This is a genomic window from Acidovorax carolinensis, assembly GCF_002157145.1.
GTDB lineage: Bacteria > Pseudomonadota > Gammaproteobacteria > Burkholderiales > Burkholderiaceae_C > Acidovorax > Acidovorax carolinensis.
Genome location: NZ_CP021361.1, coordinates 1,499,178 through 1,514,959 on the forward strand (window position 1 = coordinate 1,499,178; position 15,782 = coordinate 1,514,959).

A 15,782-nucleotide genomic window follows, 5' to 3' on the forward strand; every position below is an offset into this window, starting at 1 on the left:
CGAGCCACCATGGTCGAGAGCCGCCCGATGAGATCGCCGCCGTCCAAAGCCAGGCTGGCCCGTCAGGACGATCTGGGCGTCGTTCAGCTGGGCTGGCTGGCGGCGGCCGTGTTCGTTGTCTCGGCCGGGTACGGCGCGTTGATGCCCTTGATTCCCGACTGGCTGCGCCCTCTGATGGGTGACGCCGACCCAGCGGTGCTCGCGCGCCATGTCGGCTACCTCAGCGGCATCTACACGGCCGGGATCCTTGTGGGGGCGCCACTGTGGGGCGTGCTGGCGGACAGGCTGGGACGCGCCCGCGTGTTGCTGGTCGGGCTGGTCGGCTATGTGGCGAGCCTGCTTCCGCTGCTGCGCCCCGAATCTGTGGGCGTGGTCGGCATCTATGCGCTGCGCGGCGCTGCGGGCTTCTTTGTCGCCGCAGTCGTGCCCGTGGTGCCGGCGCTCGTCGCGCAGTACACGCCGCAGGCGATACGCGCCAAGCGCTTCGCATGGTTGGGCGCGATGTCGCTGCTCGGGTTCCTGTTCGGACCCGGCCTCAACGCCGTCGCGGATCGCCTTGCCGGCTTGGGCGTCTTCGCCGCCCTCGTGCAGGGGTCATCGACCAAGCTCGTGATCGGACTCTCGGCCGCGCTGGGTGCGTTGATGATGCTGGGCCTGGCCGCCACGCTTCCCGCGCCGTCCAGCACTCTGGATGCGGGCCCGAGCGATGACGACGGCCCGCCCGAGAGCCGGTCCTTCACGCTCTGGCTGCTCAATGGCGTGGTCATGTTCGTGCTCGCTGGCTTTGAACTCGGCATCGTGCTGCAGGGCCAGCGTCATCCCGAACTCACGTCGCGCGAGGTGTCGTGGATGTTCGCCGCATGCAGCCTGGTGATGTTGGGCGTCAACGCGGTCCTGTTTTTCACCGGCTTGCTTGAGCGCGCTGATCCCCGTCGCATGTTGGCTGCCGGCATGGTCCTGGGTATCGCGGGACTCGCGGTGCTTGCTCGCCATGGCAGCGAGACCTGGATGTACGTTGGCGTCAGTTTCACAGCGGCGGGCACCGGTATCGTGCTGCCGACCGTTGCCTACCTCGCCGCAGGCTCCGCACGTCGGCGGCTCGGAACCGCGATGGGCGGCCTAGCGGCAGCAGCCGGCTTCGGGCAGACGCTTGGATCGGCAGTCGCCGGCTGGCTGTTCGGCACCGTCATGCAGAGCAGCTTCGCATGGCTCTCCATCCCGCTCGTGGCCACCCTCGCATTCTTGCTGATTCCCCGGCAGTGGTGGCCAGCGAACCCGGCCCTGCTGACAGCTTCACCTTCCTCCACTTCACCCACCTCCACGGAGACCGAACCATGAGACTTATCCTGACGACCCTGCTCGCAGCGCTTGCCCTGTCGCTGAGCGGATGCGGCTACAACGACTTCCAGCGGTTGGACGAACAGACCAAGTCTGCCTGGTCCGAGGTGCTGAACCAGTACCAGCGACGCGCAGATCTGATACCGAACATCGTCGCGACGGTGAAAGGAGAGACCAACTTCGAACAAGAGACGCTGACCCGGGTCGTCGAAGCGCGCGCCAAGGCCACCTCGATCCAGGCTACTCCGGAACTCGTCAACAACCCCGAGGCGTTCCAGAAGTTCCAGGCGGTGCAGGGCGAGCTGTCCGGCGCGCTGAGCAGGCTGCTGGTCGTGAGCGAGAACTACCCGCAGCTCAAAGCCAACCAGGGCTTCCAGGAACTGCGCGCGCAGCTTGAAGGCACCGAGAACCGCATCACCGTGGCCCGCGGGCGCTATGTGAAGGTGGTGCAGGACTACAACGTCCTCACGCGCAGCTTCCCGACCAACATCACGGCCAAGGTGTTCAGCTACGACGTCAAGCCGAACTTCTCCGTCGCCGACGAGAAGGCGATGGCCACGCCGCCCCAGGTCAACTTCGGCGCCTCGGCACCGGCGGCGCGCCCCTGATATGAGCACGCTGAGAACAGCGGTGCCGTACCCGGCCGCCCACCTGCGCCTGGCCCGCATGTTGGTCTGGCTGTTGCTGAGCCTGTTCCTGGTGGTCGCGTCCGCGCAGGAGCTGGTCGCTATTCCGCCGCTGCAGGCGCGTGTCACCGACCTCACGGGGACGCTCGCCGCCGATCGGGTCGCCTCGCTGGATGCGCAGCTTCGTGCCTTCGAGGAACGCAAGGGCGTGCAGATCGCGGTGCTGATGGTCGGCTCCACGCGGCCTGAACCGGTCGAGCAGTACGCCATGCGGGTGGTCGAGCAGTGGAAGCTCGGCCGCCGCAAGGTGGACGATGGCGCACTGCTGCTGGTTGCCAAGGAAGATCGCGCCGTGCGCATCGAGGTTGGCTACGGCATCGAGGGCGCGCTGAGCGACCTGGTGGCGCGGCGCATCATCGACGAAGTAATCACGCCGCGCTTTCGCCAGGGCGATTTCGACGGTGGCATCGCGGCAGGCGCCGAACAGATCATGCGCGTCGTCGACGGCGAAGCCCTGCCTGCGGCGGATCCACGGCGGCAAGGCCGGACCAACGACATCGGCCAGGCCTGGCCCTTCCTGTTCATCGTGGCTTTGATGCTGGGCGGATTGCTGCGCAACGCGCTCGGTCGGGTCCCTGGCGCCGTGGTCACAGCCGGGGTATTGGGTGCTGCGGCGTGGCTGGTGGTGGGCACCCTCGCGGTAGCCGCGCTGGCCGGATTGGCGGGATTCTTCGTCACGCTGCTAGGCATCGGCATGGGCGGCCACGGCGGCATGCATGGGCACCATCGGGGTGGTGGGTGGCCTGGTGGCGGATTCGGCGGCGGCGGAGGAGGATTCCGCGGCGGTGGCGGTGGCTTTGGTGGCGGTGGCGCCTCAGGACGGTGGTGAGATGAACATTCAACGACTTCTTCGCCACCTCGCCACCACCGGCGGCGCGGTACGCCGCGCCTTCCCGCCGCGCACTCTGGACGCCATCGAGCAAGCCATCCGTGCGGGAGAGTCCCAGCATGGCGGCCAGTTGCGCTTTGTGGTCGAGGGCGCGCTGGATGGATCGCCGCTGTGGCGAGACCAGTCGCCGCGCGAGCGAGCGCTGGATCTGTTTGCCCGTATGGGCGTATGGGACACGGCGCATAACAGCGGCGTGCTCATCTACGTGCTGCTGGCCGATCGGGCGGTGGAGGTCGTGGCCGATCGCGGCATCCATGCCTGTTGCGGTGCCGACATGTGGTCAGGTGTGTGCCAGCGCATGGAAGCCCAGTTCGCGCAGGGGCACTTCGAGGCCGGTTCCATGGAAGGCATCGCCGCCGTCAGCCATCTGTTGATGCAGCACTTTCCGCGCGACGCGGGCGACGGAAACGAGTTGCCCGATCGGCCAGTTCTTTTTTGAACGACAACATCCTTGGAGACTTTCCATGCAACTTCAGTTTTTGGGTGCCACGGGCACCGTGACCGGTTCGAAATTCCTCCTGCGCCATGGCGACTCGACAATCCTGGTGGACAGCGGCCTGTTCCAGGGCTTTAAGCAGCTGCGGCTGCGCAATTGGGAGCCGCTGCCGGTCGCGCCCAAGACGATCGATGCTGTCGTGCTCACCCACGCCCACATCGATCACAGCGGCTACCTGCCGCTGCTGGCGCGGCAGGGTTTTCGCGGGCGGGTCTATTGCACGTCCGCGACGCATGAGCTATGCAAGATCCTGCTCACCGACAGTGGTCATTTGCAAGAAGAAGATGCGAAGTTCGCCAACCGCTACGGCTTCTCCAAGCACAAGCCCGCGTTGCCGCTGTACACGCGGGAGGATGCCGAGCGCTGCCTGAAGCTTTTCTCACCGCGTCCGTTTGCCGAGGCCTTCGAGGCTCTGCCCGGACTCACAGCCCGGCTGGAGCCCTCGGGGCACATGCTCGGCTCCGCCTTCGTGCACCTCAGCGATGGGCAGCGGTCGGTGCTCTTCTCCGGCGACATCGGCCGCCCGAACGACCCGGTGCTGCGCCCGCCGGTGCAGGTTCCGGGCGCAGACTACCTGCTGGTGGAGTCTACCTACGGCAACCGCAAGCATGAAGAGACTGACGCGCTGGAAAAACTGGAGACCGTGATCAATCAGACCGCCGCCCGCGGCGGTGTCGTGGTCATCCCAGCGTTCGCGGTCGGCCGCGCCCAAAGCCTGATGTATGGCATCTACCAACTCAAGAAGCAGGGCCGCATCCACCACCTGCCGGTGTACCTCGACAGCCCGATGGCCATCGATGCGACGCAGCTGTATCACGCCCATCGTGACGAGCATCGGCTCTCGCCCGAGGAGTGCGAGGGCATGTGCCACGCCGCGAAGATCGTCAACAAGGTCGAGGAGTCCAAGGCGCTCAGTGCCAGCCGCGGGCCGATGGTGATCATCTCCGCCAGCGGCATGGCCACGGGTGGCCGGGTGGTTCACCACCTGAAGTCCTTCGCACCCGATCGGCGCAACACGATCCTGTTCGCCGGTTACCAGGCGGGTGGAACCCGCGGCGCGGCGATCCTGCATGGTGCGTCCACCGTTCGCATCCATGGCGAAGACGTGCCGATTCGCGCCGAGGTGGCCTCGCTCGACAACCTCTCCGCCCATGCCGATGCCGACGAGATCATCGCGTGGCTGCGCGGCTTCACGCAAACGCCGCGCCGCACGTTCGTGACGCACGGCGAGCCCGAAGCGGCCGATGCGATGCGCTCGCGGATCGACCATGAACTCGGCTGGGCGGTCTCGGTGCCCGACTACCTGCAGACCGTGGAGCTTGCATGACAGCGCAAATGCATGAAGCCGGCCGCACCAAGGAGGCCGGGAACAGGCTGCAGGCGTGGCGCACGGGCATCGACACCTATCAGGAGCCGGTGGTCTACATGCGGCGCGATTGCCCGGTCTGTCGATCGGAGGGTTTCACGACCCAGGCGCGCGTGCAATTGACGGCCGGCGGCCGAAGCATCGTGGCGACGCTCAGTGTCGTCGACGGTGATTGGCTGGCCGAGAACGTCGCCGGTCTGTCCGAGTCCGCGTGGGCATCGCTGGGTGCGCAGCCGGGTGAGCCGGTCGCGGTCACCCATGCGCCACCGCTGGATTCGCTCAGCCATGTCCGGGCCAAGGTCTACGGCAACTCCCTTGGCGACGCCCAGTTCGGCGCGATCATCTCCGACGTCGCGGCGGGCCGTTACTCGGACCTGCACCTCGCCACCTTCATCACCGCCTGCGCGGGTGATCGCCTTGACCTGGCGGAGACGGTCTCGCTCACGAAAGCCATGATCGCCGTCGGCGACCGCATCGATTGGGGTCGTCCGCTGGTCGTGGACAAGCACTGCGTCGGCGGCCTGCCGGGGAATCGCACGACCCTGCTCGTGGTGCCCATCGTGACCGCCTGCGGCCTCATGATGCCCAAGACCTCCTCGCGCGCCATCACCTCACCGGCCGGGACGGCCGACACGATGGAGGTGCTGGCACCGGTCAACCTGGATGTGCCGAGCATGCGACGCGTGGTCGAGCGCACGGGCGGCTGCATCGTGTGGGGCGGCTCGGTCCGGCTCAGCCCCGCCGACGACATCCTTATCCGCGTCGAGCGGCCACTCGATCTCGACAGCGAAGGGCAGCTCGTGGCCTCGGTCCTGTCCAAGAAGGCCGCTGCGGGTTCGACCCATGTGCTGATCGATCTGCCCGTGGGCGCCACCGCGAAAGTGCGCAGCGCACACGCCGCGGCGTCGCTCGGCCGGCGCCTGCAGGAGGTGGGTGGCGCCATAGGCCTGCAGGTGTTCTTGCGCGTCACCGACGGCGAACAGCCGGTTGGCCGCGGGATCGGTCCCGCACTGGAAGCCCGCGACGTGCTGGCCGTCCTGCAAGGGACGCGCGAGGCCCCGGCCGACCTGCGAGAGCGGGCGCTGCGGCTGGCGGCGGACATCCTCGAAATGGGCGGCGCGGCGCCGGCCGGCGGCGGCCTGAAGCTCGCCACCGAGGTGCTGGCCGATGGCCGGGCCTGGGCCAAGTTCCAGGCAATCTGCTCTGAGCAGGGCGGCCTTCGCAGCCTCCCGATGGCGGCGCATCTGCACACCGTCGAATCGCCGGGCACGGGCCGTGTCACCCGCATCGACAACCGCCTGCTCGCGCGGGCGGCCAAGCTCGCCGGTGCGCCGACCGCCCCGGCCGCCGGCATCGATGTGCACGCGCGCCTTGGCGATCGCGTCGAAGCCGGACAGCCGCTGTTCACGCTGCATGCCCAGGCACCAGGCGAACTGGCCTATGCCCTGGAGTTCGTCCGCGCGCGCCCACCGATCTTCCAGATTTCAGAGAACGTATGAAACCACTCATTTTTCACCTGCCGGGCGACGAAGACTTCGCCGATGGACTGATCCGGGCGTTGGGCGCGCAGCGGGCTGCCCTGCAGCTGCACCGGTTCCCGGACGGCGAGTCGCTGGTGCGGCTGGACGCCGACGTCACCGGCCGCACCGTCGTGATCGTGGCCAGCCTGGCACAGCCGGACGCCAAGGCGCTGCCCTTGTTGTTCGCCGCGGACGCAGCGCGCGACCTCGGCGCCACCCGCGTGTTGCTGGCTGCCCCGTACCTGGCGTACCTGCGTCAGGACCGGCGCTTCAACACGGGCGAAGCCATCACGTCCCGCACGTTCGCTGCGCTGGTGTCGACGGTGTTCGACGGTATCGTCACCGTCGATCCCCATCTGCACCGCTACCGCTCGCTCGGCGAGGTCTACCGGGTGCCGACCCGTGTGGTCCAGTCCGCGCCCGCCATCGCGGCCTGGGTCGCAGCCCATGTGGACCGTCCCGTGTTGATCGGACCCGATGCGGAAAGCGAGCAATGGGTCCAGGAAGTCGCGCGCTTGGCTGGCGCGCCGTTCACGGTGTTGCAGAAGATCCGCCGGGGCGACAAGGACGTGGAGGTCAGCCTTCCCGACACCGCGGCCCTGGCAGACCGCCAGCCCGTGCTCATCGATGACATCGTGTCCAGCGCGCGCACGATGATCCAGGCAATCGTCAGTGTGCGCAGCGTGGGATTGCCGCCACCGGTGTGCATCGGGGTGCACGCCCTGTTCGCCGCCGACGCGTACCACGCACTTCTTGCGGCAGGGCCCCAGCGGGTGGTGACCTGCGACACCGTGCCGCATGTCTCCAACGGCATCAGCGTGGTGGCACCGCTGGCGACAGCGGTGCAGGAACTGATGGAAGTCGGCGCGCCATGAGCCGCTGCGCCACGCTCGTCATGACGCTCACGATCGAGGGGAGATGACTGCCCATGTGCTTTTCCGCACCCGCCAGTTTCACGGCCGCAGCGGTTCTGCTGGGCCTGGGGACCGTCACCATGCGCCGGGCCCGCTCACGGCGCGAACTGCCGTATGCCGCCATCCCGCTGCTGTTCGGGGTCCAGCAACTGCTCGAAGGCATGCTGTGGCTGACGTTCCCCGACCGCGCGCCCTTGCTGAACGTGGCGCTAACGCATCTCTACTCGTTCTTCTCGCACGTCCTGTGGCCGATCTACGTCCCGCTGGCTGCGCTGGCGCTGGAGAGCGTCCGTTGGCGCCGTCGGGTTCTGGTGGCCATTGCAGTCGCGGGCGCGCTCGTCGGTCTGTACCTGCTGGCGATGCTGGTGAAGCTGCCCATCACGGCCCGCGTGGTCGGCCAGCACATCCTCTACGACTCTCCGCACTTCTACGTGATGACCACGATGGCCCTGTATCTGATCGGCACCTGCGCAAGCCTGATGGTTTCTAGCCACCGGCGCGTGGCGGCTTTTGGGGTGGCCGCCTTTGTCTCCGCAATCGCCGCCTACATGTTCTATGCAACCTGGTTCATCTCGGTGTGGTGCTTCTTTGCCGCTGTGCTCAGCTTCATCGTGCTGTGGCAGTTCCGTGAGCCCCGAGCGAGGCTGGCCGTGCCATGACGAATCCTCCGGCCAGATTCAAGCCCGCACTGGCCTACGCGGACTGCGGCCGCACGCAGGGCCCGATGCGCCGCGCGGCGTTCTTCACGGTTCAGTTGCTCGACGGATTCGAGACCATGCGCGATGCGGTCGCCGGCCGGCTGCCGACGGTATTCGCGCAAGCGGAACTCGCGCAAGGCACCAAGACCGGGCACTTCATCGCCGCGTTCTGCATCCTGTCCCTGCACCGGGTAATCGAGGAGGGCTCATGACCGCACAAAACCGTCTGTCCGTTCTGTTCTCCGACATCGCACCGGCGGACCAGGCCGCGCTGCAGCAAAGGCTTCCGACCCACTGGCACGCGCACTTCGTCCAGAACGAACGCCTGGTGGTATCCGATGTCGGCGATGAAGACACCGAGGTGCTGTGCGTCTTCGTGCGCACGCGCGTTGACGAATCGGTGCTCCGGTTGCTGCCGCGCGTGCGGCTCGTGGCAACGCGCTCCGCGGGCTTCGATCACATCGACCTGCAGGCTTGCCGCCGACGCGGCATTGCCGTGTGCCACGTGCCGGACTATGGGTCTGCCAGCGTCGCCGAACATGCCTTCGCGCTGCTGCTGGGCGTGGCTCGCCATCTGACACAAGCCCACGAGCGGGCGCGCCAAGGTTCGTTCGCTTACCGCGGCCTCACCGGCTTCGAGCTGGAAGGCAAGACGCTGGGCATCGTCGGGCTGGGCCGGATCGGGCGCCACGTGGCCCGTATCGCCCTGGGCTTCGGCATGGAAGTTCTCGCGTACGACCCGGCCCTCGCCCCATCGCTCGACATCACGGCAGCACCCATCGCCGGCGTCCGCGTGGTGACGTGGGAGCAGATCCTGCAAAGCAGCGATGTTCTGAGCCTTCATGTTCCGGCCACGCAGGCCACGCACCACCTTCTCGATGGCCAGGCCTTCGCGCGCATGAAACCGGGCATGGTACTGATCAACACGGCACGGGGTGCGCTCATCGACGAGGCCGCCCTGCTGCACGCACTGGAGGCAGGTACCGTCGCCGCAGCAGGACTGGACGTGCTGGAACAGGAAGGGGATCTGTCTCCCGAAGTGCCCACGGGCTGCGGCGGACTGGGTTGCGATACCGGCTGGTCGGCATCCAGCCCACTGCTGACGCATCCGCGTGTGCTCGTGACACCGCATGTCGGGTTCAATACGTCGGAGGCGATCGCGCGCATCCTCGACGAGACCATCTCGAACATCGCAGCCTGGCATGCGGGCCGCCTGCGCAACAGGTTGGATGAGCCATGACGCGACCGAACCGCCCCGTTTCCACCGTGCGTCTTGCGGGCCGCCCAACGCAACGCTCGGCGCTGCGCCGGGCCACGCAGATCGCTATGGCCCTGAGCGGGTTCCTGCTCTGGGTGGCCTGGCACCGGGGCCTGATGCGCTGCGATACCCACCGGGCGGCCGACCGCTTCGCCGAAGTGCTGCAGCGATTGGGCACGACCTTCGTGAAGCTGGGCCAGCATCTCAGCCTGCGGGCCGACATTCTGGCGCCCGATGCGCAAGAGGCTCTGGCCAGCCTGCAGGCCAATGTGGCGCCGTTTCCTCCCGAGCAGGCGGTCCAGGAGGTCGAGGCGGCGCTCGGCCGCCCATGGCAGCAGGTCTTCGCACGCTTCGACATGCACGCGCTCGCCGCGGCCTCGATCGCCCAGATTCATCGTGCAGCCCTGCCGGACGGAACGGAAGTGGTGGTGAAGATCCGCCGCCCTGGCGCGGCCGAGCAGGCCGAGATCGACATGCGCATCCTGCGCCGCATCGTCCTGGTCATGCAGGGGCTCGTGCCCTCGCTGCGTCGCTGGGGGCTGGCAGCCATCGTGGACGAGGTTGCGGCCAACTTCCGCTACGAGATGGATTTGTCGCGCGAGGCAGCTTCCGTGCGACGTTTCGCCGACGCCTGGCGCGGCTCTGCCGACATCGTGATCCCCGACGTGGTGGACGGCCTGTGCACGCCGACCGTCATGGTCCAGCAGTTCAGCCACGGAGCTCACCTGCACGGTCTGCCTTCGCCCACCGCGGTGGCGGCCGCGGGCAAACTCGTGGACAGCTACGTCGCCCAGATCTTCCGCGATGGCTTCTTCCACGGCGACCCCCATCCCGGCAACGTCTTCGTGATGGACGATGGCCGCATCTGCCTGCACGACTTCGGCATCGTGGGCCGGGTCGACGGCAACATGCGGCGGGCGCTGGTGGCGTTCGCCCTGGCCTTCGTCGAGCAGGATGCCGAATGGGTGGTCGACGCCTGGCTGGACCTGGGCCTGCTCGGCGACGGCACCGATCGGGCCGTGTTCGTGCCTGTCGTGCGTGCCCTGGTCGCAGACTGCGCACAGAGGCCGCTGAAGGACTGGTCGCTCTCAGGTGCTCTCGCGCAGCTCGTGGCGGCGGGCCGGACCCAGGAAGTCCGGCTGCCCAGGGACCTCCTCGTGCTCACGCGTACCCTGTTGTTGCTCGAAGGGACGGTGCGCCTGCTGGCACCCGAGTTTTCCATCATCGAAGCCATCTCTCGCCACACGACCACGGGCGTCTTCGACGAGCCCAAGTCTGCGGCATCGCAGCGTCTGCCCTATGAACTGGGGAACGCGGCCCACGCCCTGCCCACGCTGCTGGCGCGGCGCCTGCACAGCGTACTGCGGCAGCGTGAGTTGCTGCAACTGTCGATCAAGCCCGACGCCCGGATGCTGAGCGGTATCGACCGCCTCGGCCGCCGCATCGCCCTCGCGCTCGTGACGCTGGGCCTGTACATCGCGTCAAGCTTGCTGATGCAGCACGCCGTAGGCCCTCGCTGGGGCGACATGCCGGTGCTCGCGCTGCTGGGCTATGCGCTGGCGATCCGGTTCACGTTTTTCATTGCGCGCAGCCGTGGCTGACGCGTCTCATCAAGTCAGGAGCAAGGAATGAACAAGGTCAGAGTGGCGGTGAACGGGTACGGTGTGATCGGCAAGCGGGTGGCAGACGCGGTCGCGCTCCAGGAGGACATGGCACTTGCCGGCGTCGCAGACGTGGTGCACGACTATCGACTACAGGTCGCCGCGCAGCGCGGCTTCGCCATCCACGCGGCAACCTTTGAAGCTGAAGGAGCGATGCGCGCCGCAGGTCTTGCTTTGGCGGGCAATCTGGCAGAACTGCTCGCGAAGGCCGATGTCGTGGTCGACTGCACGCCCAAGAAAGTCGCTGCGGTCAACAAAGAGGTGTACGCCGCGGCCGGCGTGAAGTCGATCTTCCACGGTGGTGAGTCTCATGCGCTGACGGGGCACTCATTCGTCGCGCAAGCGAACTATGCGTCGGCCATCGGCCGCGAGTCCACTCGCGTGGTCTCCTGCAACACCACGTCCATCGTGCGAACGCTGGGGGCGCTGCGGACGGCCGGCCTGCTCAAGCGTGCACGCGGCACGCTCATCCGCCGCGCATCCGACCCCTGGGAAGCGCATGCTGAGGGCATCATTAACACGCTCGTGCCGGAGAAGACGATCCCCAGCCATCAGGGACCGGACGCGCGCACTGTGATCCCGGACCTGGACGTCGTCACGATCGCGGTCAAGGCGCCGCACAACAGCAGCCACCTGCACACCTGGTGGGTCGAACTGACGAGGCCGGCCACGCGCGACGAGGTGCTGGCGGCCTTCCGTGCGGCACCACGGATCGCGTTCGTGCGTTCCTCGGATGGCCTCGTGGCACTCAACAGTACGGTGGAGCTGATGTCCGATCTTGGCCGCCCGCGCGGCGACATGTGGGAGGTCGCCCTGTGGGAGGACGTCCTCGCGGTAGATGGCGACCAAGCGTACTACACCTACCAGGTCTTCAACCAGGCGATCGTGATTCCCGAAACCATCGATGCGATCCGCGCGCTGAGCGGCATCGAGTCCGATCCGTCAGCGTCAATCGCTCGGACGGATGCCGCACTCGGCTTGCGGCACGACTTCATCCACGACCGCGACTAGGCGTCGATTCACGCTTGGGCGGTACATTCTGCCGCTGGTGCCGATCGTGCCTCGACGACCGTGCATCACAGCAGGTGCGATATCTCGTTCAACGGCTTTAGGCCTGAGCCGAATCTGCCGATCGCATCGCGATGCGCGCCAAGCTCGCTGTAGGGGAGGTAGCGAATTCCCAGCTCCGCCACCCGCGTGAATGCCGGCCGACGCAACTGGCTGCGGACATCCTCGCGGCGAGCGTCCGGCGCCACCAGGAACATCGATACGCCCGCTCCCAGTTCCGTTCCCAAGGCCAGGTCGAGCATGCGCACGATGCCGGAATAGATCGAGGTCGAGTGCTCGACCTCGAAGGCAGCGGCGACCTTCGAGCCGTCGGCCTCCACCCAAATGACGTCGATCAGGCGAACAGAGTCCAGACCGGCCCGGGCCTGCGCGGGGAGCTGCGTCAGACAGCCGTCTCCAAGGCGACCTCCCTGATAACTGCGCCCCTGATCGTTGGACGCAATCCAGACACCGTAGCCGAGCGACTTGCCCAGGTCGCGCAGCCATCCCTGAATTTCGGTGTGGGTCGCGTCGCTCTCGCGCTCCGCGGCCCAGCGTTTGTGGGCCGCGGCCGATTCCTCGCGCACCTTTTCGAGATCGGCCTCCCAGCCCTGGAGGGCGGCCGCATCGTCATCGCGCGGTGGCGCCGCGTACCGGCCCGAGCCGATGTCGAACAGCAGCCCAGCCAGTGCCCCCATGTCGTTCGACAACGCGTTGCGGTGCTGGGCATTGAGGCGAAGGCCGCCTTCGCGCATCGAGAGGTAGTGCTCCCACTTGCCGAGCTTGACGCTGCTGCCCGTGACCGCGTTGTAGCCCTTCACGATCGCGGTGTTGAACGGCATCACGATCGTGGGGTGAACGAAGTACAGGAGATTCGCCACGGCGGGGCCCAGACCCTTGATCTGACGAGCGTCGATCCGCCGTATTGCTTCGATCACTTCCTCTGCGCTGTTGCAGCAGTCGCAGGTGTGCAACAACCGGGCAAAGGCCTGTTGGTTGGTCGCGTTCTCGTAGATGTCGGGAATGCGCAGCTTGGGCTTCCACAGGAATGCATGGTCTGCCCCCTTGAAGATCTGGCGCTGCTCTGCCACCGAGCCGACCACCGTTTCGAGCGAGGAACCGCGGAATGCGCTACCGAAGGTGCCCGCATCGATGTCCTTGACCACCTGCGCCAGGCCGCGGCGAATCGAGCGGAAGTTCTTCAGCCGTTCTTCCCAAAGGAACCAGGTGTTGTAGGTGCTCAGCGGATCGGCTTTCCAGTGACCGATGAGAGTTTCAAGCGCGTGGGACATGGTCTCGATAAATGGGCGGGCACAGGGTTCCAATTGGACCACGGCCTCGTACCGATCGGCGCCGGAAACGACGTTATTCTTGTCCCTATGGGGAGAACAGGGGAATCATGCCGAGACCATCACCGCCCGCGGGTCGCCGTGGCCTCCCACCGCGGCCAACTCCTCGGCGGTCAATATGCTCGCGGGATCGACGCCGAGCGCCTGCGCTGCCTCGGTCGCGACGTGCGCCCACGTGCAGCGGTTCGCGAACAGCATGCCGGCAACGTCGAGCGTCCCACCGCGCGCCTGGTAGCCCAGTGCACGGGTCTGCCGAGGCCCTGTATCGATGCGGCGCAACAGGCCCAGCGTCGGCTCCGGCCGCATGTGCGAGACGATGACGCGCACCGCAGCGGTGTCCGGGAACAGCGAGCGCAATGCCGCGTCGCCCGCCACGAAAGCCCGCTCGCGCTCGTCGCGTGGCAGCCGGAAGCGGCCCGGCTCGATGACGCAGGTGACTGCCGTCCGATGCCCGGCGTCGTCCAGCCGCCGCGCCGCGAGCAGCGCCTGCTGTAGCTGGTACGCACCGATGGCGACCAGCAAGACATCGGGTGCGTCGCAGGGCTTCACCACGCAGGCACCCTCATCGGCCAGACGCTGGGCCTGTTCGCCGCTCAGTTGGCTGGCCATGGCCCGCTTTGGAACGACCAGTGTCCAGAACTGGCCATGCGAGGTGTAGGCGGCTCGCAGCGCCGCGACGGCACTGTTGGCATCCACCGGGAACAACACACGTGCGGTGTCGGACATCTCGCCCAGCAGCGCTTCGGCCAGTGTCGGGTCCTGATGGGACTGCTCGTTTTTGCCGTTCTCCCAGGTGTGGGATGTCGCCACCGTCACTACCGACAGCCAGCCCGGAGGCATGCCGGCCTCCGCCTGGTGGCGCGCGAACAGGATTTCCTGCCGCAGTGCACCCAGCATCTTCACGGCAAAGGCCTCGTAAGAAACAACGAGGTTGATGCCGCCCTTGTTACCCAGCGCCGCACTGACCACAGCCTCTTCGTTGAGGGCCGTGATCACGGCACCATCCACGGCTTCAGCCAAGCCCGGTTCGGGCGTGAAGACGCGGTGTTTGAGCAGGTCCAAGGTCTGGCCCATGCGGTTGCTGCGCAGCTCGTCGGGATTGCCGACGCGCGGGCGCAGTTGAGTATTGGCCTTGATGATTGCGGCGAAGGCCCCGTCGAGCGCGCCCATCGGCGAGACATCGTTGTCGTGCCACTGCGGCTCCGGAAGCCTCGGCGCTGCGACCTGGCGATGCGCTAGGGCATGCTCCCGCTCAAGGGGACGGCGCTGCACCTCATGCCTGCAGAGCAGGGCCACCGCTTGGTCGATTTCACCCGGCGGTACAAACAACGCGCGCGCGCCCTCGTTGAACTGCTGCCGTGCTGACGGGTCGAGACGGGGATTGCCCGCCAGCGGCAGGTTGTGCGCGGCGTTGGTTCCGGCACCGGGAAAACCGAATCCTTTGGGCGCTTCGGCGATGGTGTAGTGAAGTGGCACCGGGTACTGAACGGTTCCACGCGAAACCCCCGTAGCGCAGGCCGCCAGCCGTTCCTCCATCGCGTGGATGGCCCAGGCGAATGCGGCGGGGTCGGTGCCGTCGATCTCCATAGGGTCGAAGCCGTTCAGGCGCAGATGCTGCTGGAACCATTCGAGGCCGCCCTGCTGCTGCATGGTGCTGCGCTGCTCAATGCGACGGCCGTTGAGGATCATGAACGGAGCCACGAATCCACTGTCCTCGGCGCGCCACCAGCGCGGCGCCCAGTCGCTGCCGCGCTGCTCCTCGAATGCACCGTCGCTGAGGAACACCACCAGCCGTTCGCCGGGCAGGGGCATGTGCACGTACTGCAGTTCGGCAAAGCCGAGATAGCCCCCCTCGGACAGGCCGCCTGCCGTGTTCGGGCCGACGTGGCTGCCCAGCGGCGAGGCCGGGCGCCCCTGCGCGTCGATCGCGTAGCTGTAGAAGTCCCGAGCGAAGCGCGTAAGGCCGTTCTCGCTTCGGTCGTACCGCTCGGCGTGGCGCGGCGTCATGTTGCCAACAAGCAGGTTGCAGGCGTCGATGCCCGCCACGCAATGGCCTTGACCCATCAGCCAGCCGCGTGTCAGGCCGCTGAGCGCGTTCGCGGCAAGGTAGCCGACATAGGCCGGCACGATGTTCAGTGATCCGCCGGTGTGGCCTTCAGGCGTCTCCTTGAAGTCCTCGGCCGCCATTTCCCGGCCGTCGGTATAGACCCGATCGGCATAGGTCATGTGAACCGTTAGCCACATCCCGGCCACGGCCAATCGGTCTGCGGCCCACAGCGTGCGGTAGATCGCGGATGTGTCGCTCGCCTTGCCTTCGGCGACCAGCACCTGTGCGAGGTCGTGGATTCGCAGCTGCGTGAGGTCGTTGTGGGCGATGGGGCCATGCCCGCGCGCCCAGCGCGCGAACTCGGGATCGAATTCGCGGAACAGTCGCACCCGCTCGGCGACCCAGGGGAGGTTGTGATTCATTTTGAAGGTCCTTGGAACCGACCCGCAATGACGAGCGTCGGTGGGGTTGGGAACGCCGGCGTCTCGGATCGCCGGCGCAGAAACGAATGGC

Annotated in this window: 14 protein-coding genes; 12 read left to right on the forward strand and 2 right to left on the reverse strand. The window is 67.0% G+C overall.

Going from position 1 to position 15,782, the window contains the following annotated elements; genetic code table 11:
• Positions 1–9 precede the first annotated feature (9 nt).
• From CBP34_RS07035 to CBP34_RS07090, 12 genes are all read left to right on the forward strand, one after another.
• Positions 10–1,338, forward strand: coding sequence for an MFS transporter (locus tag CBP34_RS07035; RefSeq protein ID WP_035241126.1), 1,329 nt, complete (start codon positions 10–12; stop codon positions 1,336–1,338).
• Complete coding sequence (locus CBP34_RS07040) at positions 1,335–1,946, forward strand: LemA family protein (protein ID WP_086911985.1); 612 nt, start codon at positions 1,335–1,337, stop codon at positions 1,944–1,946. Before CBP34_RS07035 ends, CBP34_RS07040 begins: the two co-directional genes overlap by 4 nt.
• A gap of 1 nt (position 1,947) precedes the next feature.
• Positions 1,948–2,853: a TPM domain-containing protein gene (locus tag CBP34_RS07045; protein ID WP_086911986.1), complete on the forward strand. Its 906-nt coding sequence runs from the start codon at positions 1,948–1,950 to the stop codon at positions 2,851–2,853.
• 1 nt (position 2,854) lies between these two features.
• Entirely contained in the window at positions 2,855–3,352 is a 498-nt protein-coding gene (locus CBP34_RS07050) for a TPM domain-containing protein (protein ID WP_086911987.1), read from the forward strand.
• 25 nt (positions 3,353–3,377) lie between these two features.
• Complete coding sequence (locus CBP34_RS07055) at positions 3,378–4,736, forward strand: MBL fold metallo-hydrolase (RefSeq protein ID WP_086911988.1); 1,359 nt, start codon at positions 3,378–3,380, stop codon at positions 4,734–4,736.
• Positions 4,733–6,274: a thymidine phosphorylase family protein gene (locus CBP34_RS07060; RefSeq protein ID WP_086911989.1), complete on the forward strand. Its 1,542-nt coding sequence runs from the start codon at positions 4,733–4,735 to the stop codon at positions 6,272–6,274. The genes CBP34_RS07055 and CBP34_RS07060 overlap by 4 nt, the downstream gene beginning before the upstream one ends.
• Positions 6,271–7,170 (forward strand): ribose-phosphate pyrophosphokinase, encoded by a 900-nt coding sequence (locus CBP34_RS07065; protein WP_086911990.1) that lies wholly within the window; start codon positions 6,271–6,273, stop codon positions 7,168–7,170. Before CBP34_RS07060 ends, CBP34_RS07065 begins: the two co-directional genes overlap by 4 nt.
• A gap of 53 nt (positions 7,171–7,223) precedes the next feature.
• Positions 7,224–7,868: a DUF6629 family protein gene (locus CBP34_RS07070; RefSeq protein ID WP_003121541.1), complete on the forward strand. Its 645-nt coding sequence runs from the start codon at positions 7,224–7,226 to the stop codon at positions 7,866–7,868.
• Positions 7,865–8,119 (forward strand): hypothetical protein, encoded by a 255-nt coding sequence (locus CBP34_RS07075; protein WP_009516033.1) that lies wholly within the window; start codon positions 7,865–7,867, stop codon positions 8,117–8,119. The genes CBP34_RS07070 and CBP34_RS07075 overlap by 4 nt, the downstream gene beginning before the upstream one ends.
• Positions 8,116–9,147 carry a hydroxyacid dehydrogenase gene (locus CBP34_RS07080; protein ID WP_026435767.1) on the forward strand — a complete coding sequence of 344 codons (1,032 nt, stop codon included), beginning with the start codon at positions 8,116–8,118 and terminating at the stop codon, positions 9,145–9,147. The genes CBP34_RS07075 and CBP34_RS07080 overlap by 4 nt, the downstream gene beginning before the upstream one ends.
• An 86-nt stretch (positions 9,148–9,233) precedes the next feature.
• Positions 9,234–10,766, forward strand: coding sequence for an ABC1 kinase family protein (locus CBP34_RS07085; protein WP_026435766.1), 1,533 nt, complete (start codon positions 9,234–9,236; stop codon positions 10,764–10,766).
• A 27-nt stretch (positions 10,767–10,793) separates the two neighbouring features.
• Complete coding sequence (locus tag CBP34_RS07090) at positions 10,794–11,837, forward strand: type II glyceraldehyde-3-phosphate dehydrogenase (RefSeq protein ID WP_026435765.1); 1,044 nt, start codon at positions 10,794–10,796, stop codon at positions 11,835–11,837.
• A gap of 65 nt (positions 11,838–11,902) precedes the next feature.
• Here CBP34_RS07090 and CBP34_RS07095 read toward each other — a convergent pair whose 3' ends face one another.
• On the reverse strand, positions 11,903–13,165 hold the full coding sequence (locus CBP34_RS07095; protein WP_005794599.1) for a hypothetical protein: 1,263 nt from the start codon (positions 13,163–13,165) through the stop codon (positions 11,903–11,905).
• Positions 13,166–13,270: 105 nt separating this feature from the next.
• Positions 13,271–15,691, reverse strand: a complete 2,421-nt coding sequence (locus CBP34_RS07100; RefSeq protein WP_086911991.1) for a phosphoketolase family protein — start codon at positions 15,689–15,691, stop codon at positions 13,271–13,273.
• Between the last annotated feature and the right edge of the window lie 91 nt (positions 15,692–15,782).

Bases quoted from the DNA above. Each gene is read 5' to 3' on its own strand.
- CBP34_RS07035 (WP_035241126.1), top strand. From the start codon at position 10: ATGGTCGAGAGCCGCCCGATGAGATCGCCGCCGTCCAAAGCCAGGCTG.
- CBP34_RS07040 (WP_086911985.1), top strand. From the start codon at position 1,335: ATGAGACTTATCCTGACGACCCTGCTCGCAGCGCTTGCCCTGTCGCTG.
- CBP34_RS07045 (WP_086911986.1), top strand. From the start codon at position 1,948: ATGAGCACGCTGAGAACAGCGGTGCCGTACCCGGCCGCCCACCTGCGC.
- CBP34_RS07050 (WP_086911987.1), top strand. From the start codon at position 2,855: ATGAACATTCAACGACTTCTTCGCCACCTCGCCACCACCGGCGGCGCG.
- CBP34_RS07055 (WP_086911988.1), top strand. From the start codon at position 3,378: ATGCAACTTCAGTTTTTGGGTGCCACGGGCACCGTGACCGGTTCGAAA.
- CBP34_RS07060 (WP_086911989.1), top strand. From the start codon at position 4,733: ATGACAGCGCAAATGCATGAAGCCGGCCGCACCAAGGAGGCCGGGAAC.
- CBP34_RS07065 (WP_086911990.1), top strand. From the start codon at position 6,271: ATGAAACCACTCATTTTTCACCTGCCGGGCGACGAAGACTTCGCCGAT.
- CBP34_RS07070 (WP_003121541.1), top strand. From the start codon at position 7,224: ATGTGCTTTTCCGCACCCGCCAGTTTCACGGCCGCAGCGGTTCTGCTG.
- CBP34_RS07075 (WP_009516033.1), top strand. From the start codon at position 7,865: ATGACGAATCCTCCGGCCAGATTCAAGCCCGCACTGGCCTACGCGGAC.
- CBP34_RS07080 (WP_026435767.1), top strand. From the start codon at position 8,116: ATGACCGCACAAAACCGTCTGTCCGTTCTGTTCTCCGACATCGCACCG.
- CBP34_RS07085 (WP_026435766.1), top strand. From the start codon at position 9,234: ATGGCCCTGAGCGGGTTCCTGCTCTGGGTGGCCTGGCACCGGGGCCTG.
- CBP34_RS07090 (WP_026435765.1), top strand. From the start codon at position 10,794: ATGAACAAGGTCAGAGTGGCGGTGAACGGGTACGGTGTGATCGGCAAG.
- CBP34_RS07095 (WP_005794599.1), bottom strand. From the start codon at position 13,165: ATGTCCCACGCGCTTGAAACTCTCATCGGTCACTGGAAAGCCGATCCG.
- CBP34_RS07100 (WP_086911991.1), bottom strand. From the start codon at position 15,691: ATGAATCACAACCTCCCCTGGGTCGCCGAGCGGGTGCGACTGTTCCGC.